This is a genomic window from Microbacterium hibisci (assembly GCF_015278255.1).
Classification (GTDB): domain Bacteria; phylum Actinomycetota; class Actinomycetes; order Actinomycetales; family Microbacteriaceae; genus Microbacterium; species Microbacterium hibisci.
Genome location: NZ_JADIJC010000001.1, coordinates 92,388 through 112,230, shown reverse-complemented (window position 1 = coordinate 112,230; position 19,843 = coordinate 92,388). Strand labels below are relative to the sequence as shown.

19 protein-coding genes are annotated in these 19,843 nt (G+C 68.8%); 5 read left to right on the top strand and 14 right to left on the bottom strand.

Features of this window, described 5'->3' with window-relative positions; genetic code table 11:
- Positions 1 to 78 precede the first annotated feature (78 nt).
- Together IM770_RS00540 and IM770_RS00535 are read left to right on the top strand one after the other, a co-directional pair.
- Positions 79 to 810 carry a glutamine amidotransferase gene (locus IM770_RS00540; protein WP_203579200.1) on the top strand — a complete coding sequence of 244 codons (732 nt, stop codon included), beginning with the start codon at positions 79 to 81 and terminating at the stop codon, positions 808 to 810.
- A gap of 82 nt (positions 811 to 892) precedes the next feature.
- Positions 893 to 1,258, top strand: a complete 366-nt coding sequence (locus IM770_RS00535) for a hypothetical protein (RefSeq protein ID WP_203579199.1) — start codon at positions 893 to 895, stop codon at positions 1,256 to 1,258.
- 32 nt (positions 1,259 to 1,290) lie between these two features.
- On the opposite strand, the gene IM770_RS00530 is transcribed toward IM770_RS00535, so the two are convergent.
- On the bottom strand, positions 1,291 to 2,058 hold the full coding sequence (locus IM770_RS00530) for an NAD(P)H-hydrate epimerase (protein ID WP_307785325.1): 768 nt from the start codon (positions 2,056 to 2,058) through the stop codon (positions 1,291 to 1,293).
- A complete protein-coding gene (locus tag IM770_RS00525; RefSeq protein ID WP_203579198.1) occupies positions 2,055 to 3,146 on the bottom strand; it encodes a YihY/virulence factor BrkB family protein in 1,092 nt (363 codons plus the stop codon). The genes IM770_RS00530 and IM770_RS00525 overlap by 4 nt, the downstream gene beginning before the upstream one ends.
- 85 nt (positions 3,147 to 3,231) lie before the next feature.
- On the opposite strand from IM770_RS00525, the gene IM770_RS00520 reads away from it, so the two are divergent.
- Entirely contained in the window at positions 3,232 to 4,899 is a 1,668-nt protein-coding gene (locus IM770_RS00520; protein ID WP_203579197.1) for a GspE/PulE family protein, read from the top strand.
- Positions 4,900 to 5,400: 501 nt separating this feature from the next.
- On the opposite strand, the gene IM770_RS00515 is transcribed toward IM770_RS00520, so the two are convergent.
- From IM770_RS00515 to IM770_RS00465, 11 genes are all read right to left on the bottom strand, one after another.
- Complete coding sequence (locus IM770_RS00515) at positions 5,401 to 6,639, bottom strand: type II secretion system F family protein (RefSeq protein WP_203579196.1); 1,239 nt, start codon at positions 6,637 to 6,639, stop codon at positions 5,401 to 5,403.
- Between the two features lies 1 nt (position 6,640).
- Positions 6,641 to 7,933 (bottom strand): type IV pilus twitching motility protein PilT, encoded by a 1,293-nt coding sequence (locus IM770_RS00510; RefSeq protein ID WP_203579195.1) that lies wholly within the window; start codon positions 7,931 to 7,933, stop codon positions 6,641 to 6,643.
- A 5-nt stretch (positions 7,934 to 7,938) separates the two neighbouring features.
- Positions 7,939 to 8,616, bottom strand: coding sequence for a hypothetical protein (locus IM770_RS00505; protein WP_203579194.1), 678 nt, complete (start codon positions 8,614 to 8,616; stop codon positions 7,939 to 7,941).
- Positions 8,616 to 9,263 (bottom strand): PilN family protein, encoded by a 648-nt coding sequence (locus IM770_RS00500; RefSeq protein ID WP_203579193.1) that lies wholly within the window; start codon positions 9,261 to 9,263, stop codon positions 8,616 to 8,618. The genes IM770_RS00505 and IM770_RS00500 overlap by 1 nt, the downstream gene beginning before the upstream one ends.
- The gene (pilM, locus tag IM770_RS00495; protein ID WP_203579192.1) at positions 9,260 to 10,294 is read right to left on the bottom strand and encodes a type IV pilus biogenesis protein PilM; all 1,035 of its coding nucleotides are present in this window, start codon (positions 10,292 to 10,294) and stop codon (positions 9,260 to 9,262) included. Before pilM ends, IM770_RS00500 begins: the two co-directional genes overlap by 4 nt.
- 28 nt (positions 10,295 to 10,322) lie before the next feature.
- Entirely contained in the window at positions 10,323 to 11,207 is an 885-nt protein-coding gene (locus IM770_RS00490) for a prepilin peptidase (protein ID WP_203579191.1), read from the bottom strand.
- A gap of 3 nt (positions 11,208 to 11,210) precedes the next feature.
- The gene (locus IM770_RS00485) at positions 11,211 to 12,758 is read right to left on the bottom strand and encodes a bactofilin family protein (protein ID WP_203579190.1); all 1,548 of its coding nucleotides are present in this window, start codon (positions 12,756 to 12,758) and stop codon (positions 11,211 to 11,213) included.
- Positions 12,749 to 13,297: a prepilin-type N-terminal cleavage/methylation domain-containing protein gene (locus IM770_RS00480; RefSeq protein WP_203579189.1), complete on the bottom strand. Its 549-nt coding sequence runs from the start codon at positions 13,295 to 13,297 to the stop codon at positions 12,749 to 12,751. The genes IM770_RS00485 and IM770_RS00480 overlap by 10 nt, the downstream gene beginning before the upstream one ends.
- Positions 13,294 to 13,686 carry a type II secretion system protein gene (locus IM770_RS00475; protein ID WP_239065595.1) on the bottom strand — a complete coding sequence of 131 codons (393 nt, stop codon included), beginning with the start codon at positions 13,684 to 13,686 and terminating at the stop codon, positions 13,294 to 13,296. The genes IM770_RS00480 and IM770_RS00475 overlap by 4 nt, the downstream gene beginning before the upstream one ends.
- Before the next feature lie 92 nt (positions 13,687 to 13,778).
- Positions 13,779 to 14,201 (bottom strand): type II secretion system protein, encoded by a 423-nt coding sequence (locus IM770_RS00470; protein WP_203579187.1) that lies wholly within the window; start codon positions 14,199 to 14,201, stop codon positions 13,779 to 13,781.
- A 222-nt stretch (positions 14,202 to 14,423) separates the two neighbouring features.
- Entirely contained in the window at positions 14,424 to 15,968 is a 1,545-nt protein-coding gene (locus tag IM770_RS00465; protein WP_203579186.1) for an O-antigen ligase family protein, read from the bottom strand.
- Between the two features lie 124 nt (positions 15,969 to 16,092).
- On the opposite strand from IM770_RS00465, the gene IM770_RS00460 reads away from it, so the two are divergent.
- Positions 16,093 to 16,578: a DUF2510 domain-containing protein gene (locus IM770_RS00460; protein ID WP_203579185.1), complete on the top strand. Its 486-nt coding sequence runs from the start codon at positions 16,093 to 16,095 to the stop codon at positions 16,576 to 16,578.
- A 71-nt stretch (positions 16,579 to 16,649) separates the two neighbouring features.
- Here the strand turns inward: IM770_RS00460 and IM770_RS00455 are convergent, their stop codons facing one another.
- Positions 16,650 to 18,104: an NYN domain-containing protein gene (locus tag IM770_RS00455; protein ID WP_203579184.1), complete on the bottom strand. Its 1,455-nt coding sequence runs from the start codon at positions 18,102 to 18,104 to the stop codon at positions 16,650 to 16,652.
- A 102-nt stretch (positions 18,105 to 18,206) separates the two neighbouring features.
- Here IM770_RS00455 and IM770_RS00450 point away from each other — a divergent pair, with 102 nt between their 5' ends.
- Positions 18,207 to 19,589, top strand: coding sequence for an HNH endonuclease signature motif containing protein (locus IM770_RS00450; protein ID WP_203579183.1), 1,383 nt, complete (start codon positions 18,207 to 18,209; stop codon positions 19,587 to 19,589).
- Positions 19,590 to 19,843: the final 254 nt, after the last annotated feature.

The window sequence follows — 19,843 nt, the reverse complement described above, 5'->3', positions numbered from 1 at the left end:
GCTCAACGGCCGGGGGCAGAACGGCGGCCGCGGGCGCCTCGCGCACTCGACGGCGAGCGGCGCACGTAGGCTGGTGCGGTGAAGCCGTTCGTCCTTCTCGCGACCCGGGCCGAGGACGTCCCGGCCGACGAGGAGTACGCGCTGTTCCTGCGGTACACCGGCCTGTCGCCCGAGGAGCTCATCCGGGTGCGGCTCGAGGCCGAGCCGATGCCGCGGTTCGACCTCGATGAGCTGTCGGGCATCTTCGTGGGCGGCGGACCCTTCAACGCCTCCGACCCGCTCGAGAAGAAGTCGACGGTTCAGCGTCGGGTCGAGGCGGAGTTCGCGACGCTTCTCGACGAGGTCGTCGCGCGCGACTTCCCGTTCCTGGGCGCGTGCTACGGCATCGGCACGCTGGGCGCGCACCAGGGCGCCGTGATCGACCGCACCCACTCCGAGCCGATCAGCGTCGTACCGGTGACGATGACCGCGGCTGCGGCATCCGATCCCCTCCTCGATGGCATGCCGGCGACGTTCGACGCGTTCGTCGGGCACAAGGAGGCGATCTCGCACCTGCCGTCCTCGGCGACGCTGCTGGCTTCGTCACCGGGGTGCCCGGTGCAGATGTTCCGGGTCGGCGAGAACGTGTACGCGACGCAGTTCCACCCCGAACTCGACGTCGAGGGCATCACCACGCGCATCCACGCGTACGCCGGGTACGGGTACTTCGCGGCCGACGAGCTCGAGCTCACCCTCGCCGCCGTGCGGCGTGCGGCGGTGTCGCACCCGAGCCGCATGCTGCGCACCTTCGTCACGCGCTACGCACGCTGATCCGCGCCTCTTCGCACGGCCCTCGTGCGGTGGTACGCTCCGCTCACCGGTTGCCTCCCCCGCCCGAGAAGAGAGGTGCCACATGCCTTCGAAGAAGCTGCTCATCACCGGAGCCGTGATCGCGGGCGTCGCCGCCGCCGCCATTCTGGTTCCGAGCGTCGCCTCGGGCATTCCGCCGGCCCCGCTGGTACCCGCGTCGTCGGTCGTCGCACCCGACGACGACGGCCCCGGCAACAACGGGCGCGGCAACGCCTTCGGCCACGACAAGGACTCCCCCGACTTCCCGGGCAACAACGGCAAGCGAAACGGGGACGGCAACGGCAAGAACGCCGAGAAGCACGCGGACGGCCCGGGCAACAACGGCCGGGGCAACGCCTTCGGCCACGACAAGGACTCCCCCGACTTCCCCGGCAACAAGGACGACGACTCCGACGACTCCGAGGAGTAGAAGCGGGTCGCGCCTCCGGCCCGCCGGGCGCGTTACGCCTGCGGCGCCGTGACGACGCGGGAGACGGATGCCTCGCCCGCCGGCTCGACGGCACCCAGAGCCTCGCCGAGTCCGATGTCGACGAGCACGACCTCGCCCGCCAGTTCCGGTCCGCGGCCCGCGGCGAGTCCGGCCTTCACCCCGCCGAACGTGACGGTGACGGATGCCGGCAGCACCACGTCGTCGGCGTCGCCGGTGTCGGGATGCAGACCGCTGGGGAGGTCGACGGCGATGGTGCGCGGCATCCGTCCCCGCTCCTCACCGAGGGCGAGCAGTGCCGTGACGGCCTCGCGGGCGGCACCGCGGAGAGCGGGTTCGCGCGAGGCGCCGATGCCGAGGATGCCGTCGACGACCACCGCGTAGTCCGCGCCGACATCGCTGACTTCGACGAGGTCGATGCGCCGGGCGCCCGCACCGATCGCGGCGGCGAACGCGCCCTGGTGGAAGCGGTCGGCCACGAGCAGCACGTCGACGTCGGCGATGCGGGTGAGCCGCGAGGCGGCGTACAGGGCGTCGCCGCCGTTGTCTCCGCCGCCGGCGAGGATGAGCACGCGGGGACGGATCACGCCCGACAGGTCCTGCGGCATCGGCTCCAGCGGCCGGTGCGTCGACGCGGAGCCGTCAAGCCGGTCGATCTCTTCGCTCACGACGTCGGCCAGCGCCGCGGCCGCCCGCTGCATGAGCGGCACGCCCTGATCGAGCAGCGGCCGCTCGGCGGCGCGCACCTGCTCGGCGGTGAAGGTCGGGACGCGCTCGGTCACGCGCTGACCTTCGTATCGTGGGCATCGGCCTTGTTGTCTGCCTCGGCCTTCTTGTCCGCCTCGGCCTTCTCGTCGGTGGCGCGCTTCTTCTCCTGCTCGCGCCGCTCTTTGTCGGCGTCGGCGCGGGCGTGCTCGAGCTCTTCGGTGGCTACGCGCACGGCATCCTCCGCCTGACGTACGCGTCGGAGTGCGAACGTCGGCGAGCCGTGCCGCTCGCGCACGCGGTCGACGCGCTCGCGCTCCGACACGATGATCCAGGTCGACGCCAGCAGGATCACCTGCGCCGACAGGTTGAGCCACAGGAGCAGCGCGATGAGCGCCGCGAACGACGCGAGGAGCGGGTTCGATCCGGCGCCGCCGACGAAGAGTCCCGACAGCTGCTGCAGGACGGTGAGGCCGAGCGCACCGATGAACGCTCCGGACCACAGGGAGCGCGGGTGCGCCTTCACGCCGCTCAGCGAGACGAAGGCCAGTGCGACGACCGCCATGTCGAGGGCGAACACCACGACGATCGAGACACTGCGGGTGGCGAGCTCGGCGAACCAGCCCTGGCTGATGCCGAGCCAGTCCAGCACGCCGCCGACGAACGACGTGCCGACGAACGTCGCCCCGGCCGTCAGGACGAAGCCGCCGCCGATCGCGATGGCCAGGAGCAGGTTGCGCAGCAGCACCCAGACGAAGAAGACGTCGTCGTGCACCTTGTCGGCGAGCGTGCGGATGGCGACCCGGAGCGATCCGATCGCGCCGATCGCTGCGCCGAGGAGGGCGACGAGCGCGATGATGCCGGCGATGGTCAGGCCGGCGGGCGCTTCGATGTCGGACGGGTCGACGAGGCCGTTCTCTCCGACGAGGCCCGGGATCGCGGCATCCACCGCGGCGATCAGCGACTGCCACGCATCGGGGTTGCCGGCCAGCCAGATCGCCGCGAACGAGAACCCCAGCAGCACGCCGGCGAACACCGAGAACAGCGCCCGGTACGTGACGCTGTCGGACAGCATCGGTCCGCGGCGCTCGGCGTAGTGCAGCCACACCCGCACCGGCCGGAGGGAGAGTGCCCACGTGGTCACTTTCGCGATCAGGTCCGCCATGACCACACCCTAGCCAGGCGCCGACGGCATCCACCCAGGCTTGACGCGCGGCGCATAGTATGGGCCTGGGGATTGGGGAATTGCCGTGAGAGGTCTTGCACAGACGCTCGTGCTCACCGGAGCCGTACGAGCCGCCGATGTGTCCGCCGCGATGGCGGAGGTGGGCGACGGTCCCGAGCTGCAGCGCGCGCTTGTGAACGCACGGCTCGTGACGGAGGCGCAGCTCGCCGAGGCGATCGCGCTCCACACCGGTCACCGCTACATCGACCTGGCCAACACGACTCTCGATCCGAACGTGATCGCGCTCGTGCCGGGCAACCTGTGCCGCAAGTACAGCCTGATCCCGGTCGATCGTCGTGGCGATCGCCTCACGGTCGGCGTGATCGATCCGACCGACATCGTCGCGCTCGACGACGTCGCGAGCATCACCGACCTGTTCGTCGAGCCGGTCGTCGTCGCCGAAGACGCGCTGACGCAGATGTTCGAGCGCTTCCTGCGCTCCGATGAAGAGCTCAGCGAGCTGTCGATGTCGATCGAGGAGTCGAGCGAGGTCAACCAGGCCGCGTTCACCGAGAGCCTCGAGGAGCAGGACGACGCGGCGCCGATCGTGCGCTTCGTCAACCTGCTGATCGCGCAGGCGATCAACGACCGTGCGAGCGACATCCACGTCGAGCCTGGCGAGAAGCAGCTGACGGTGCGGTTCCGCATCGACGGTGTGCTGCACGAGATGCAGAAGGCCGACCGCGCCATTCAGGACGGCATCATCTCGCGCCTCAAGATCATGTCGTCGATCGACATCGCTGAGAAGCGCAAGCCGCAGGACGGCCGCCTGTCGGTGACGCACGAGAACCGCACGGTCGACCTCCGCGTGGCGACGCTGCCGACGGTGTGGGGCGAGAAGATCGTCATGCGAATCCTCGACAACACCGGCCAGACGATGTCGATGCGCGACCTGCTGTTCTCGGGCGTCAACGAGAGTCGATTCCGCGAGTCGATCATCAAGCCGCACGGCATGATCCTCGCCACCGGCCCCACCGGCTCGGGCAAGTCGACGACCCTCTACACCGCGCTTCGATCGATCGCGAACCCGAAGATCAACGTCATCACGGTCGAGGACCCGGTCGAGTACCGCATCGGCGGCATCAACCAAGTACAGGTGAACAACCGCGCCGGCCTGACGTTCGCGACCGCGCTGCGCTCGATCCTGCGCTCCGACCCTGATGTGGTGCTCGTCGGCGAGATCCGCGATCAAGAGACCGCGAACATCTCCATCGAGGCGGCGCTCACGGGCCACCTCGTGCTCTCGACGCTGCACACGAACGACGCGCCGTCGGCGCTCACGCGTCTGACCGAGATCGGCTGCGAGCCGTTCCTCGTCGCGACGGCGCTGTCGGCCGTGATCGCCCAGCGCCTTGCGCGCCGCCTCTGCATGCGCTGCCGCGAGCCGCTCGTCGAGACGAGCGAGGTGCTGTCGTCCCTGGGCTTCCCGCATGATCCGGCGGACGTCCCCCAGCTTTACAAGGCGGTCGGATGCCCCGCCTGCAGCTCGACCGGATACCGCGGGCGCGTCGCACTCCATGAGGTCATGACGCTGAGCGACGAGATCGAGTCGCTCGTCGTGACCCGTGCGACCGGCACCGAGATCCGTCAGGTGGCTCTGGCGCAGGGCATGATCTCGCTCCGCGAGGACGGCTTCTCGAAGGTGGCGCAGGGCCTCACGACGATCGAAGAGGTGCTCCGCGTCACCGTGTAGCCGCCCCGGCCGTTGAGCGAGCGAGGAACGAGCGAGACGAAACGCCCCGAACATCCCCGCAACCTCAGGCCCCGGCCGTTGATCGAGCGAGGAACGAGCGAGACGAAACGCCCCGGCGCTCCCGGAACCTCAAGCCCCGGCCGTTGAGCGAGCGAGGAACGAGCGAGACGAAACGCCCCGAACATCCCCGCAACCTCAGGCTCCGGCCGTTGAGCGAGCGAGGAACGAGCGAGACGAAACGCCCCGAACATCCCCGCAACCTCAAGCCCCGGCCGTTGAGCGAGCGAGGAACGAGCGAGACGAAACGCCCCGGACATCCCCGCAACCTCAAGCCCCGGCCGTTGAGCGAGCGAGGAACGAGCGAGACGAACGCCCCGAACATCCCCGCAACCCCGACGCGTTTCGTCTGCGGGCGCCAGAGCGCCCTCCGCTCAACGATCGCGACCCCGGGCACACCCAACGGCCGGCGCCCTGCGCACCGGCCGTTGAGCATCCCGCGCGTCACCCCTGCTGTGCGAGTTCCCCGTAGAGCGTGAAGATCGGCAGGTACAGCGAGACCACCATGCCGCCGATGACGATGCCGAGCCCCACGATGAGGATCGGCTCGATCGTCGACGACAGCTGTGACGTCGCCGTCTCGACCTCGTCCTCGTAGAAGTCCGCGATCGAGGCGAGCATGTCGACGAGCGTGCCCGACTCCTCGCCGACCGACACCATCTGCGGCACCATCGCCGGGAACACATCGGCCTTCGCGAGCGGCGCCGCGAACGAGCGGCCCTGGCGGATCGACTCCTGCACGTCGCGCACGGCCTGCTCGATCTTCCAGTTGTTCGAGGCCTGCCCCACGATCGCGAGCGCCTGGATGATCGGCACGCCGGCGTTGAGCATCATCGACAGGTTCCGCGCGAAGCGCGCGACTGCGATCTTCGTGGTGAGCTTGCCGAACACCGGCATCTTGAGCTTGATCGGGTCGACGACGCGTCGATACTGCTCGGTGTGGCGGTTGGCCCGCCACCAGATCAGCACCACCACCACGACGAGGATGATCGCCGGGATGATCCACCACATGTTCTGCGAGATCGTGACCAGGATCTGGGTCGGCAGCGGCAGCGCCGAGCCGAGCCCGCGGAACATGCCCTCGAAGATCGGCACCACGAACGTCACCATGACGAGCACGCCGATGATGGCGATGATGAGCACGATCGCCGGGTAGGTGACGGCCGCACGGATCTTGTTGTGCAGCTCGGCCTCGCGCTGGTAGTTGTCGGCGATCGAGCCGAGCGCGCTGCCGAGGAAGCCGCCCGCCTCACCCACCTTGACGATCGACAGCATCAGCGGCGGGAAGGTCTGCGGATGCCGCGCCAGCGCCGCCGAGAACGACGACCCCGACTCGACATCGGCCTGCACCTGCACGAGGGCGGGCTGCAGCCTCTTGTCGTCGGTCTGCTCGATGAGGATCGCGAGCGTCCGCATGAGCGGCAGGCCGGCGTTGATGAGGCCCGCCATCTGCCGCGAGAACACCGCGAGCGTGCGCGCCGAGACGGTCTTCGTCGCGCCCGGCAGCTTGATGTCGCGGTTGAGCCCGGTGTTCGACTTGAGGTTGACCTCGAGGGGCGTCAGCCCCTGCGCCTTGAGCTTGCCGGTGACCGCCGACTCGCTCGCGGCCTCGATGGTGCCCTTGACGACCGATCCGCCACGCGGGTCGACGGCCCGGTATACGAACTCCTGTACGACGGCCATGTCAGCCCTCCCCGTTCGCGGCGGTCCACGCCTCGAGGTCGTCGACGCCGCCCCACTCGACATCGCGCGCGGTCGGGTCGACGCGGCCGCCGACCGTGGGCGTGCCGAAGCGCGAGCCCATGCCCACACCGGTGCCCGACGCGGCGTTCGCTGCCGGGGCCGAGAGCTCACCCTGCCGCCATTCGCCGGCGTGGTGCGCCCACTCCTCCGCGTCGAGGTCGCGCGGCTTGATGTACACGCCGTCGAGGCTGCGCGGGTCGACCGCGAAGTCGGCGGCGACGTTGCGCGCGATGGTGCCCTCGCCGACGAGGCGGCGGAGGTCCTGGTCGAGCGTGTGCATGCCGATCTCCGAACCCGCCTGCATCGCCGAGTAGATCTGCGCGACCTGACCCTCGCGGATCATGTTCGCCACGGCCGGGGTGTTGATGAGCACCTCGGTCGCGATCGTGCGGCCGTTGACCTGCGCGAGCGGCAGCAGCGTCTGGCTGATGATGCCCTGCAGCGTATCGCCGAGCTGCGTGCGGATCTGGTGCTGCTGGTCGGCGGGGAACACGTCGATGATGCGGTTGATGCTCTTCGCCGCGCCCTGCGTGTGCAGGGTCGACAGCACGAGGTGTCCGGTTTCAGCGGCCGAGAGGGCCGTCGAGATCGACTCGGGGTCGCGCAGCTCGCCGATGAGGATCACGTCGGGGTCCTGACGCAGCACGCGGCGGAGGGCCTCGGCGAACGAGTTCGTGTCGCGCCCGACCTCGCGCTGGTGCACGAGCGAGCGCTTGGACTGGTGGTGGAACTCGATCGGGTCTTCGATCGTGACGATGTGCGCAGGCACCAGCTGGTTGATGATGTCGACCATCGCGGTGAGGGTCGTCGACTTGCCCGAACCGGTCGGCCCGGTGAGCAGCACGAGACCGCGCGGACGCAGCGCGAGGTCACGGGCGATCGGCGGAGCACCGAGCTCTTCGAGCGAGTACACGCGGTCGGGGATGTAGCGCAGCGCGATCGCGATCGAGCCCAGCTGCTTGTACACGTTGGTGCGGAAGCGGCCGATGCCCGGGGTCGCATGCGCGAGGTCCACCTCGCCGTGCTCGAGGAACTCCTGGCGCTGCCCGTCGCCCATGAGCTCGAACGCCGTGCGTTCGACCCACTCCTCCGACAGCGGTTCGGGGTACCCGGGAACGGGCACGAGGTCGCCGTCGACGCGCAGTAGCGGCGGCGCCCCGGCCGTGATGTGCACGTCCGATGCGCGGTGCCGGGCGCCGCGGGCGAGGAGGGTTTCGAAGTCGAGCTCTTCCATCGTCGTCACCCTTCCTCGTCGATGTAGGTGAGCGCCGAGATCTGCACGTCCACCGCGCCGTCGCCGCTCTGGGTCATCGTCACCGACATGCTGTTCAGCAGGCGCGGGCCGGCGCGGAGCGCGTCGACGAAGGCGGTCGCCTGGGCCATGTCGGTCGCCGTGGCGCTGATGACGAAGTCGGCCTGCTGACGTCCGACAGCCCCCTCCGCGTCGGGCGCCGGCGTCTCCGGGGGCGTTCCCGCCGCGGGGTCGGTCGCCGGGTCGGTTGCGGCATCCGTCGCCTCCGGCGCAGGAGCGGGCTCCGCCACGGCGGCCTCGCCCTCGGTCGCGCCGGCGCGGGTCACGTACGCGACCTGCTCCCCGGCGGTGACGGCGGCGATGGCGACGCCGGATGCCTCGGCCGCTCGTCCGACGACCTCGAAGACGTCGTCGAAGTGAGCGGATGCCGGGATCTGCGAGCGCAGCTGGGCCACGTTCGCATTGATGGCGTCGAGGTTCTCCTGCTCGGCCGTGAGGCTGTCGAGCTGCGCCTGGTAGATCGCGTTGGTGTTCGCGACCGTCGCGGTCTGCCCGTCGACCGAGACGGCCTGGAGGTAGAGCGGCAGCGCGACGAGGAACACGCCGAGCGCGATCACGCCGAGCGAGACGATCAGGCCGATGGCCGTGACGAGGTGCTTGGGCATCACTCGCTCCCTTCTTCGGCCGCGAACTGCTTCGAGTACACGGACTGGTCGAACTCGACGTTCAGCAGGTACGAGAAGCGGTCGGCCGACACCTGGCTCGAGGTCACCGACTGTCCGTCGGCATAGAGCACTCCTTCCACTCCGCGGAGCGACCGGATCAGCGCGACGATGTCGAGCGGGGTCGGGCTGTCGAACGTGACGGTGCCCACGATGCCTTGCTCGACGGTCGGGTCGTCGCCCTGCGGCACTCCCCCGACGGTGAAGTCGACGCCGGTCAGGGTCGTGTCGGCGGGAAGGATGCCGGTGATCTTGGCCATCACGGGCGTCCACGCCAAGTCGGTGGCCATGGCGTCGGTGCGGAACTCCGTCAGCTCCGACTCGGTGGCGAGCGCCTCGCTCACCTCCGAGAGCGCGGCGATCTCGGTGAGCAGCGTGTTGGTGCGCGCCTGCTCGGCGACGAGCCGCTGGTCGGCGAAGAACTTGAACGCGAAGGCGCCGGCGATGATGAGCACCGCCACGACGATCGCGGCGAGCACGATCCACACCCACGTGCGGATGAGCGAGTCGCGCTCGCGCCGCGCGACCTCGCTGCGCGGCATGAGGTTGACGCGGGGCACTCCCGAGAACGGGACGGGAACGGCGGTCACTTTCCTGCCTCCCCGAGTGCGATGCCGACGGTGCCGACGAGGTTGAACGCGACTTCGCCGGCGGGCGGCGGGGCCGACATCGAAACGACGTCGCCGACCGAGATGACGGTGACCGGGATGTCGATCGCGGTGCCGATGGTCGGCACGACGCCTTCGACCGCGGCGCCCGCTCCGGTGATGTACACCCGAGAGATGGGCAGCGCGTTGGGCCGACTGCCGAAGAAGGCGAGCGTGCTGCGCAGGCGGGCCGCGAGATCGGATGCCCCGGGCGGGGTCGCCGCCCGGATCGCGCCGCGCGTGCGGCCCGCGGCCGCCAGTCCCGTGCCGTTGCTGCCGCCGTTGCCGGCGGCGGCGAGCGCGAGCTCGGGCTCGGGCACTTCGGCGCTGTGGCGACGGCTGGCCGCGGTGGCGACGTCGATCGGCAGCAGGCGCACGAACAGCGGCACGCCGCCGCGCGCGATCACGACCTGGGTCGTGTGGTCGCCGATGCTCACGGTCGCGACGGTGTCGTCGGGCGACGCGAGCGGCGCAGTGACGCGGGCGAGGCCGAACGCCGACAGGTCGACCGCATGGGCGCGCACCTTCACCTTGGCGAGGGTCGAGATGATCTGCTCGATGTTCTCCGACACCGCCGCGACGAGCAGGCCAGAGACCTGGTCGCCGTCCTGCGAGAGCGGGAAGAAGTCGAGCACGGCCTGGCTGGCGGGCACCGGCAGCAGGTCCTGCACCTGATAGGGCAGGGCCTCGCGCAAGAGGTCGGGACGCATCGCCTGCGTCGTGTACTCGCGCACCAGGATGCGCCGGCTGGCGACGCCGAGGACGGCATCCCGGCTCTTGAACCTCGCACCGGTCCACAGCTGCCGCAGCGCGACCGCGACAGCGCCCGGGTCGAGCACTTCCGAGTCGCGGGCGGCGTCCTGCGGCAGCGGCACTTCGCCGTACGCGATGAGCTGTGGTCGGCGACCGAGTGAGATCTCCGCTGCGCGGACGCTCTCTTCGGTCACCTCCAGCCCCACGATCGTCTTGGCCATGTTGTTCCCTTCCCCAAGGTCCGTCGGGTCAAGCTCCGACGAAGAGATTCACGTACCACTTGCCGACGGCCTGGCCGGCGAACACTCCCGTCCACGCGCCGAGGATCATCCACGGTCCGAACGGAATGGCGGTCTTGCGTCCGGCGCGGCGCAGCAGCATGAGCGCGATGCCGAACACTCCCCCGTACAGAAAGGCCGCGAACGCCCCCACAGCGAGCGCGCCCCATCCCAGCCAGCCGAGGTAGATGCCGATCACCCCGGCGAGTTTCACGTCTCCGCCGCCCATGCCGCCCGGACGCACCAGGCGCAGCACGAAATAGAAGAGGTACAGCACGGCCATGCCGACCCCCGCGCCGAGCAGCAGCCCCCACTCGTTCGTCAGCCATGCGGCGATGGTGAACAGGATGCCGGCCACCAGGTAGCTCGGCAGCACGATGCTGTTCGGCAGCCGGTGTGTCTCGAGATCGATCAGCGTGAGCACGATCGAGATCGCCGCGAAGTAGAGGAAAGCGACGACGACGAGGGCGAGCGCCCACACGTCGGCCGGATAGACGATGCCGTCCCACGCCGGCGACTCCAGGTACCTCAGCAGGGACGTCCCCAGAAGGCCGTCGTACACGGCGAGGCCCCACCACGCGACGAGCGCGAAGGCGAGTCCGGTGACCGCCTCGACGATCGGATACCGCGGCGAGATCGGCGCTTTACAGTTCGCGCATTTGCCACCGAGGGCGAGCCAGCCGATCACCGGCACGTTGTGCCACGGCTTGATCGCCGCATCGCAGTGCGGGCAGCGGCTCTCGCGCAGCAGCGAGATCTTCGCCGGCACGCGGTAGGCGACGACGTTGAGGAACGACCCGATCAGGAGGCCGAGCACCCCGGCGATGACGACGAGGAAGATGATGAGGGACGTCACTGTCTACTCGGTCTGGGTCAGCAAGCTCGGCGGCAGCAGCTTCGTGATGATGTCGCCGGAGCCATCGGGGGCTTCTGCGAGGTAGCACCCGAGGTCGATTCGCGGCTCCCACTTCATGGGCTCACACGAGAAGTCCGGCTGTTCGAGCTTGGTGCTCCCGCTGTCACCGGAGTAGTACTGACCTCGGAATCCGTCCTTCTTAGGTGCCGTCTTGATGCCACAGGGCGAATAGAGCATCACCTTGACGTTGGTCGTCGCTGCCACCTGGTCCAACGCATCGCCGCCGGACCCGACCGCGGTCGGGCAAGTGACTGCGCGGTTGGCCACGTTGTCCGCGTGGATGAAGAAGAGCTGTCGATCCGGAGAGTCAGTCGTCACCGTGCCGATGTCGACCGTCATCGTCGCACCCGGCGGCACGAGGAACAGCACGTCGCTAGTGAGCGTCGGTGAACCGCTAAGCACGATTTTCACCGCCGAAGTGCAACCCGTGTAGTCCAAGCCGATGCGCGACGTACCCGCGGCGAGCACGCCCGTGGCCTTTGCTGTCGCGTCTCCGGAGCATGAGGTGGGCGTGCGCCAGTCAACATCAGTCCCCCAGGCACTCCGGGTCGAGGGAAAGTCAACCCACGTGGTCATGTCGTACACCGCCTGAAGATCGGGTACGAACGCGTCCCCGGGCAAGGGTGCCGTGGTTACCGTGCCCGATACCAGTCCCGCCGACTTGACTTCGGGGGCGAGCGGTGACTGGACGTTGCCCGTGACCAACATGTCCTTGACCGTGACCTTCGTTCCCGACATCGCATTTCCCGCGACCGTGCCGCCAGTCGACTCGAGCTTGATCTCCCCCTCCGCGACAACGTTCTTGTCGACAAAGGCATTCGCGCCCGACGTGGAGATGGTTCCCTTCGCGTACACGTTGCCCGTGACATGGCACTTCGCGCTGAGGATGATCGACCCCTTCGGCGCCCACAGGTCACCGTCGATCGTCGTGTCGGAGTTGCATGTGTAGTCGCCGGTGCGGATCACGAGGTCGCCCTGATAAGAGGACTGCGTGAGCTTGAACTGACCGGCGAAGTACGCCAGCGTCCCCCCAGGCTGGCGCTGGTACGTGACGGCGCGTTGGTAATCGGACACGATGGTCGTCTGTGAGCCGTCTGCTGCCTTGCCGGTGGCGGTGATGCGGATCACGGAAGAAGCTGACGCGCTAAGGCAGGGGTCGGTGAGGTGGTCGACGTCTGCGCCGAACACGGCGCTGACGTTCTCGTACATGGGCGACGTCGACGAGTTGGGAATGGACTTCGCGCACGGGTTGGCAATGACGGCCTGGAGCATCATGTCGCGGCCTGACTCCGCCGATACGAAAGCTTGTGTTGTCGCCTTGTTCTGGACGTTGGTCTGCATTGCGAAGATCACCGACCCCGCGATGACCGTGGCCGCGATGACCCCGACCATCATCACGACGACGACCGCGACAAGGGCGGCACCCGATTCGTCGCTGTCGACGGATTTGCGTGAGCGGGCTCGACCCGGTTGAAGGAGTTTCACCAGCATGGCGACATCGTCCCTTCTGCAGCATTTCTCATGTACGCGTCACCTGTGAAATGCACAGGGGCTGTCGGGGCAGTCTGGGAGTTCTCCGCCGTCGCGTTGAAGGTATACACCACGCCATTGGCTCCCTTCGCTGCGAAGTAGGGTGTGGTCCCGGCGTTGCTGACCTGGTCCTGCCATACCGGCCACGTCGACGGGACAGGGTCATCGCTCACGACCATCCGCAGTTCACCGGACTCGAAGCTGAAGGCCTGGCACTGCGCTGATCCGTCTAGCGACGTGTTGACCTTCAGCGTGCTTCCTGCATTCTCGATCTCGAAGGCAATCGCGTTTCGCATTGAACGTTCAATTTCACTCGCGATCAACTGGCCGCGCGTCGTCGCTTGCGTCTGATCGGTCACGTTTGCCTGCGTTCGCCACGTGTTGGCGAAGATGATCGCGACCGCAGAACCGAGAATGCCGAGAATCACGACCACGACGATGAGTTCGACGAGAGAGTAGCCTGCGTCACGTGAGGCCCTATTGGACTCCTTGGCACTCATGGCATGGCCGGAACGTAGATGATCGCGTCTACCGATGCGAGCGTCGAAGTACCCTGAGTCGCCGTCAGCGAAACCGACACCGCGGAGCCTGCCGCGCAGGAACCGTTCACGACGCCTTCCGTCGAGAACGCTCGTCCGGAACCGTCAGAGAATCCCGTTTTCGGGGCGACAGCGTTCGCGACCGACGAGCATGTAGGCGACTGCCGAGCGTCCTCGACAAGACTGTTTAGTTGGCGTGTTGCCGTCGCGACTGCAGACTGCTGCGCTGACAGCTGCGTGCCCTGCCACAGTGCTGGCAGGAGGGCCACCGCGATGATCCCTAGCAGAAACATCGCGATGATCACTTCGACAAGGCTGAACCCCGCAGTATCGATACCACGACCCCTCATCCGCCCACCTCCCCAAGTGGCAGAATCCCCGACCTAATCATGCCATGGAGGCCGGGGAGGAACATCCCCGGCCTCCATGACGCGTTGATGACCTACTTACAGCCAGCCGACGGCGTCGTGCCACTGGCGGCCAAAGCCCCGGGCCCTGCGAATGCGACGTTCGCACCCTTTTCGGCCTTGACGCAGATGTCCGTTACCGTCGAACCCTTTGACAGGGTGACGACGATGCCATTCGTGCCAGCAGACTCTGCTGCGTCCGCCACTGTCGGTGCGCCCGGCTCGTCCTTGCCTGCGGCCGCCGCAGCAGCCGCGGTCGCTCCGTTGGCAGCCGCCGCCATCACGGCGTTCTTCTCGGCGGTCGCCTGAATGTTGACGAAAATCGGAATCGCGATCGCGACAAGGATGCCGAGGATCACGACGACGATGATCAGCTCGATGAGCGAGAAGCCCTTCTCGCCCTCTTCCTCGCGGCGCTGCTTCATGGCCTCGAGGTAGTTCTTGATGGTTGCACGCATGTGCGGTCTCCCCATTCTGTTTCCGGTGATGTACCCAGAACGTGACCAGCCACACACGCACGGCGAGTATCCCCAGTCGCTTGCGTGTCCAGCCCCGTCAGGGCCGGTGGAGAACCGCGGCGCTCACCGCGATACCCCTCCCCGCCGACAATCATGCGGGAACATGCTCAGACATGCATCGCCAGGACGCTTATGATTCCGCAAGGTTTGACTCAGGAAAGCTCACCTCGCGCAGACCTGGGGGTAGCCGTCAATCACCGGCCACGGCCACGTTTCGAACGACGGATCTAGAGTCACCGCGCCGACGACGACCGCGAGCGCGACTGCAAGGCCGCACCACGCCATCACCTCACTCGCTCGTCGTCCTGACAACCGCACCACCGGCGCAACCGCCATGCCGCCTGTCACAGAGATGAGCCCGACGAGGGTCGTGTAATAGAGGTCGTACTCGAGGACGAGGTGACCGACCGCCGCTACCAACGCGACAAGCCCACCCCATCGCGCAGGATCCCGTCGCAACTCGACGTTGCCAGGCAACGGCCGCAACGACCGCACAACGAGCGCGAGCACTCCCGCGAGGAGCAGCAGCATCGGAAGGAGCCCGACGGCTCCCCCTTCCGCCCAGGTGTACGCCCACTCGTTGTGCGGGTGCCACTGCGGCATGGCCGCATGGCACACCGCCTGATGGGCGAAGGTCAGCAGTCCGCTCCCTACGGCGGAGTGATCCAGCCCGATCTCCCACGCTGCGCGCCACCAATCCAGCCGGGTCGCGCCCGAGCTGTCGAGCCCGCCCCGCTGTGTCATCGTGCCGAACGGGTCGACTCCGAACGCGAATCCGGGAAAGAACAGCGGACTTCGGAGCAACACGGGCAATATCAGCGCGCCGGCGAGCACCGCGGCCCAGCGGGCGACCGGACCTCGGCGACGCTCTCGGATCGTCACGACCAGCGCAGCAGCCAGCGCCGCAGCCACCACCGCGCACGCCAGCGCGAAGCCGTAGCGCGAACCCGAAAGCACTACGCCTGCGCCGCACACCGCGGCGCAGACCATGGCGAAGATCGACCACCCTCCACGGCCGAGCACCCCGATGAAGATGCCGGCCGATACCCCGAAGATCATCTGAATCGCGAACTGGTTGTGCCAGTCGAGGGTGCCCTTCATCAGGTTCCACGGAGCTGGCTGGACGGTCATCCAGGTCATCCACGCCAACGCGAACGCCCCGAGGCCGAGTCCCGCGATCAGCAGTCCGACGACGAGCCGCCGGCGAACCGTCCGCGCCCACGCGGCGATCGCGAGGAAGAGAATCGCCCCGTAGGCGAGCTTGGCGCCCCGCACCGTCCCGGTCGGATCCGCGTGTGCGAGGGCAATGACCGCGATGGACAGCGGAAAAGACGCTGCACCCGCGTGCAGCCACCATGGCAGCCGCCATGCACGGGCCGCGATCCACAGGGGCACCGCGGTCGCGACGGCGATGCCGACATCGAGGTGCTGCGTCGCGATCCCGCGTCCCGTGAGCCAGAACAGCCCCCACAGTGCGATGAACGCGGGCGCGGCCCGTCCGATGCGCACGAGCAGTGCACGCGAATCCACTGCGCCGTCCGGCGTGCGCGGTACGCGCAGCATCCCCGTGAGTTGGTCGGTCCCCACCGACGTCTCAGTCCCCATTCGCCGAATCTTACGATCAACCCGCGGCGGAACACCCTCTAAGACGACCGCCGACCGCACTCCTAGGCGATTCCTGAGCGCACCGGGGCTGAACACTGTCATCCGAGCTCGCGCACCCGTTACCCTGAGCGCACTGGGGAACAGCGGGCTCCGGCATCCGGTGTCCGCCTGAGGGATTGAGGATCCCGATGACACGAGCGCACGCGCGCCTGGACGAGGTTGCCGCATGAGCGGCGAAGCGCCGACGGCCGGCCAGGCGCCGCCGCCGGGGTGGGTGTACGACCCGTCGACGGCGCAGACGCGGTGGTGGGACGGCAGCGGCTGGACCCATCACGTGCTGCCGCCGACTCCGGCGTCGGCGTACGGCGCGACGTTCGGCAGCGACCCGAAGCAGGGTGCGGCTCCGTCGGCGAAGAACGGGCCGGCGAAGGCGGCGCTCATCCTCATCGTCGTGCAGCTGCTCGGATCGCTGGCCATCGCGGGGCTGGCGTTCGCGCTGGGACCGGAGATCCTGCAGTTCCTGTGGCTGTTCGGCCTGCTGTCGCTGCTCTGGCTGGGCATGATCATCGCCGCGTTCGTGCTCGCGATCGTGGGCATGGTGATCGCGGTGCGGCGTCCGACCCGCAAGCGCGAGGCGGTGTGGGCGCTGGTGCTCACGTCGATCGGGATCGTCTGGCTCGTCGCCCGCAACATCGCGTCGCTGCTGCCCTGAGCCGCGCCGGCGCTGCAGATGGCGGCCGGGGCGCGGCATCCGTCATCTGCATCGCGGTGGCGCGACCGGGGTCAGACGGGATCCAGGGCGACCAGACCGCCGCTCACCCACTCGGTGATCTCGGCGACATCGGCGGCGCTCAGCTCGATGCGTGCGCCGCGACAGAGGCCCAGCACGTTGTCGGTCCACACGGCGGCCAGCTCTTCGGCGCTGGGCTCGCCGTCGAGGCCGGCGCCCGCCAGCAGGAGCCCGTTGATGACGAAGTTGATCGCCGCGCGGCCGATCGGCACGTCGACTTTCGCACAGGCATCGCGGACGCGCTTGGACGTCTCGTTGCGGCTGAAGGGGTGCAGCGCGAGATCGAAATCGAGCTGCTCGAGCAGGCACCGATAGCCCGCCTGCGCGAGTCCGGGCGTCTCGGTGAGCGCGACCACGCGGCGCTGCAGCTCGGTGAGTCCGGGCACCCGCTGGTCGCTTCCGGCAGCCAGGGCGCCCGCGGCGGTTGCCGCGATCTGCTGCTCGTCGGCGGCGGGCTGGGGCAGATCGGACTCCTGGAAGCGCGCCGGATCCCACACGTATCCGGGTTTGCGGGTGTCGACCGCGAGGTCGGTGACGGATCGTTGCAGCCACGCTGCGAACGTGCCGGCACCGTCCCAACCCCGCTCGCGGAGCGTCGGGTCGGCGCGCAGAGCCTCCGCGGCGGCGGCCGCGAGAGCTACGGGGCGATCTGCCGAGCGCACGAGGTGGTGGACGGCGGCGACCGGGACCTCCGAGCGGACAGGCGGTGTGGCCGGGGCGACGGGCGGCGTCGCGGGCGCGGGTTCGGCGGAGGCTGTGGGGATGGCGGCAGCCGTGGCGGCCGGGCCGGATGCGTCGGGGGCGGGCGAGCCGGATGTGCCGGGCGTGTCGGATGTGGTGGGCGTCCCGGGCGTGGCCGGCGAGGGCGAGCCGGATGTGCCGGGCGCGGGCGAGTCGAGGATCGTTGCCGCGTCCGAGCCGGTCAGGAGCCCGATGAACATGTCGGCCGAGAGCACCGTGTCGGCGACGGCCCGATAGGCGGCCGCGGCCGGCCCCGGTGTGACGATCGTCACCTGCCGGTCGGCCGCGCGGCACCGGATGACCAGCGGCGTGAAGTCGGCATCGGCCGAGAGGAAGACGAACTCGTCGAACCGCGTGGTCGAGGCGAGGGCGTCCATCGCGTCGAGCACGAGGTTGATGTCGGCACTCGACTTGCCCTGCTGCGTGAGCGACGGGCAGTCGACGACCTGGAACCCGGCACGCGTGAAGTTCGGGCGGTACCGAGAGTACGGCGCCGGATTGAGATAGCACTTCTGCACCAGAAAGCGGCGGGTGAACGCTCCGTCCTGGTCGGTCCCGCTCGTGAGCTCCGTCACCCAGCGGGCTGGATCCTCGGCGAACAGCTTCGCCGCGTCCGCATCGAGGCGCTGGAGCAGCGAATACACGTTGTCGAAGTCGACGAACATGGCCGAACGCAGTCGGCGTGGGGCGAGGGCACGGGCGTCCATGGCACCATCTTGCCGGTCGGCGGGTTGCCGCGGCGGGCGGCTCGCGGGGCTGGAGGTCCGATCTTCTGTTCGAATGTCTGAGGTGGTTCGTATTCTCTTTATGTGAGCATTTCATCGAATTTCACGGATGCCGATCCGTGGCTCGAGCGCGACCCCGAGCGCTTCCTCGATCCGAGTGATGTGCTCGAGCCGGGCGAGGAACCGCCCCGCATCGACGTCGATGAGCTGCAAAGGTCCGGCGCCGTGCACGAGGTCGCGATGGACGCTCTCGAGTACGTCACGTACCGCCAGCGGCTGCTCATCGCCGAGGAGTACGCGGGTATAGCGCAGGTGTTGACGGATGCCGCATCCTGCCCGGATCCGTGGGTCGGGCCTGATCCTACCCATGACCCGGAATGGCGCGATCCGCAGGGCCGGTCTGTCTCGGCGGTGCGAGCGGAGCGGCGGAACATCGCGGAGCGTGCGGCAGCGATGGAGCTGGCGACCCGGCTGGGCATGTCGGAGGCGACCGTGCGTACGCGAGCTGCACACGCCGACGCCCTGCGGGAACGGTGCCCACGGGTGTGGGAGGCGTTCCGGGCGGGGCAGGTCTCGCAGCAGAACGCCGCGACGACCGCGCAGCAGGCGGCGACGCTTCCCCTCGACGCGACCGAAGCCTGGGCGCGGTTCGACGAGGCCGTCGCGCACGCCGCGAGGACCCTGCAGCCGGGCAAGTTCCGTCTTCGCGCACGGGTCGCGCGCGAGCGACTGCATCCGGAGCCGCTCGACGTGCGCCACAAGCGGGCTGCGGCCGACCGCAACGCGTGGTTCGAGGCCGAACACGACGGGATGGCGTCGCTCACGGTCTTCGCTTCGGCGGATCGCGTGCTGGCGGCGTATCAGCACTCCGATGCCCGTGCGCGGCACCTGCGCGCCCAGCCGGGCGAAGAGCGGACGCTCGCGCAGCTTCGCGCCGATTCGCTCCTCGATCTTCTGACGACGACCGACCTCGCGGACCCGAGCGGGCCGCGTTGGCGTCCGTCGGTCGCGATCACCGTTCCGGTGATGACGCTGCTCGGTCACGACGACGAGCCTGCGACGCTCGACGGCTACGGGCCGATCGACGCCGAGACGGCCCGGCGGCTCGCGGGCGAGGCATCCAGCTGGGTCCGCATCCTCACCCATCCCGTCACCGGGACGGTGCTCGACGTCGACCGCACCACGTACCGGGTTCCGAAGGCGCTGCGCCGCTGGCTCGGCGTCCGGGATCGGGTGTGCATCGCGCCCGGCTGCGTCCGCTCGGCTCGCGACTGCGACATCGACCACCGTCTCGACTGGCAGTACGGCGGAGCCACCGCCGATACGAACCTGGCGCCGCTCTGCAAGGCGCACCACACGGTGAAGAGCAAGAGCCTGTGGCAGCTCTACCGCGACGAAGTCACCGGAGCCACCTGGTGGATCTCGCCGACCGCGCGGACGGTGGACGCCGATCCGCCGCCGTTCTGATCGCGGCACCGCAGGGGTTTTCTGGCGGCCACCTCAGGAGGGCGTCGGTTCAGGAGAGCGTCGGTGTGGGAGCGTGGCAGAACGCGCACGGAATGGGGTGGGCGGGCAGCTTGGGCGGGGCTGGGGCATCGGCGCGCCGGACGACATCGACGCGCAGGAGACGGCGTCGACATGCTCGGACGGCTTCGGCGCGCTCGGACCGCGCAGGCGCGCACGGACGGGCGTCCGCGCGCCGTGACGGTGCGTCGGGGCGC

Coding starts and splice junctions, on each gene's coding strand:
- IM770_RS00470 (WP_203579187.1), bottom strand. CDS start 14,201: ATGCGTGCAACCATCAAGAACTACCTCGAGGCCATGAAGCAGCGCCGC.
- IM770_RS00455 (WP_203579184.1), bottom strand. CDS start 18,104: ATGGACGCCCGTGCCCTCGCCCCACGCCGACTGCGTTCGGCCATGTTC.
- IM770_RS00505 (WP_203579194.1), bottom strand. CDS start 8,616: ATGCCCAAGCACCTCGTCACGGCCATCGGCCTGATCGTCTCGCTCGGC.
- IM770_RS00510 (WP_203579195.1), bottom strand. CDS start 7,933: ATGGAAGAGCTCGACTTCGAAACCCTCCTCGCCCGCGGCGCCCGGCAC.
- IM770_RS00485 (WP_203579190.1), bottom strand. CDS start 12,758: ATGCTGGTGAAACTCCTTCAACCGGGTCGAGCCCGCTCACGCAAATCC.
- pilM (WP_203579192.1), bottom strand. CDS start 10,294: ATGGCCAAGACGATCGTGGGGCTGGAGGTGACCGAAGAGAGCGTCCGC.
- IM770_RS00515 (WP_203579196.1), bottom strand. CDS start 6,639: ATGGCCGTCGTACAGGAGTTCGTATACCGGGCCGTCGACCCGCGTGGC.
- IM770_RS00535 (WP_203579199.1), top strand. CDS start 893: ATGCCTTCGAAGAAGCTGCTCATCACCGGAGCCGTGATCGCGGGCGTC.
- IM770_RS00460 (WP_203579185.1), top strand. CDS start 16,093: ATGAGCGGCGAAGCGCCGACGGCCGGCCAGGCGCCGCCGCCGGGGTGG.
- IM770_RS00480 (WP_203579189.1), bottom strand. CDS start 13,297: ATGAGTGCCAAGGAGTCCAATAGGGCCTCACGTGACGCAGGCTACTCT.
- IM770_RS00475 (WP_239065595.1), bottom strand. CDS start 13,686: ATGAGGGGTCGTGGTATCGATACTGCGGGGTTCAGCCTTGTCGAAGTG.
- IM770_RS00525 (WP_203579198.1), bottom strand. CDS start 3,146: ATGGCGGACCTGATCGCGAAAGTGACCACGTGGGCACTCTCCCTCCGG.
- IM770_RS00465 (WP_203579186.1), bottom strand. CDS start 15,968: ATGACAGTGTTCAGCCCCGGTGCGCTCAGGAATCGCCTAGGAGTGCGG.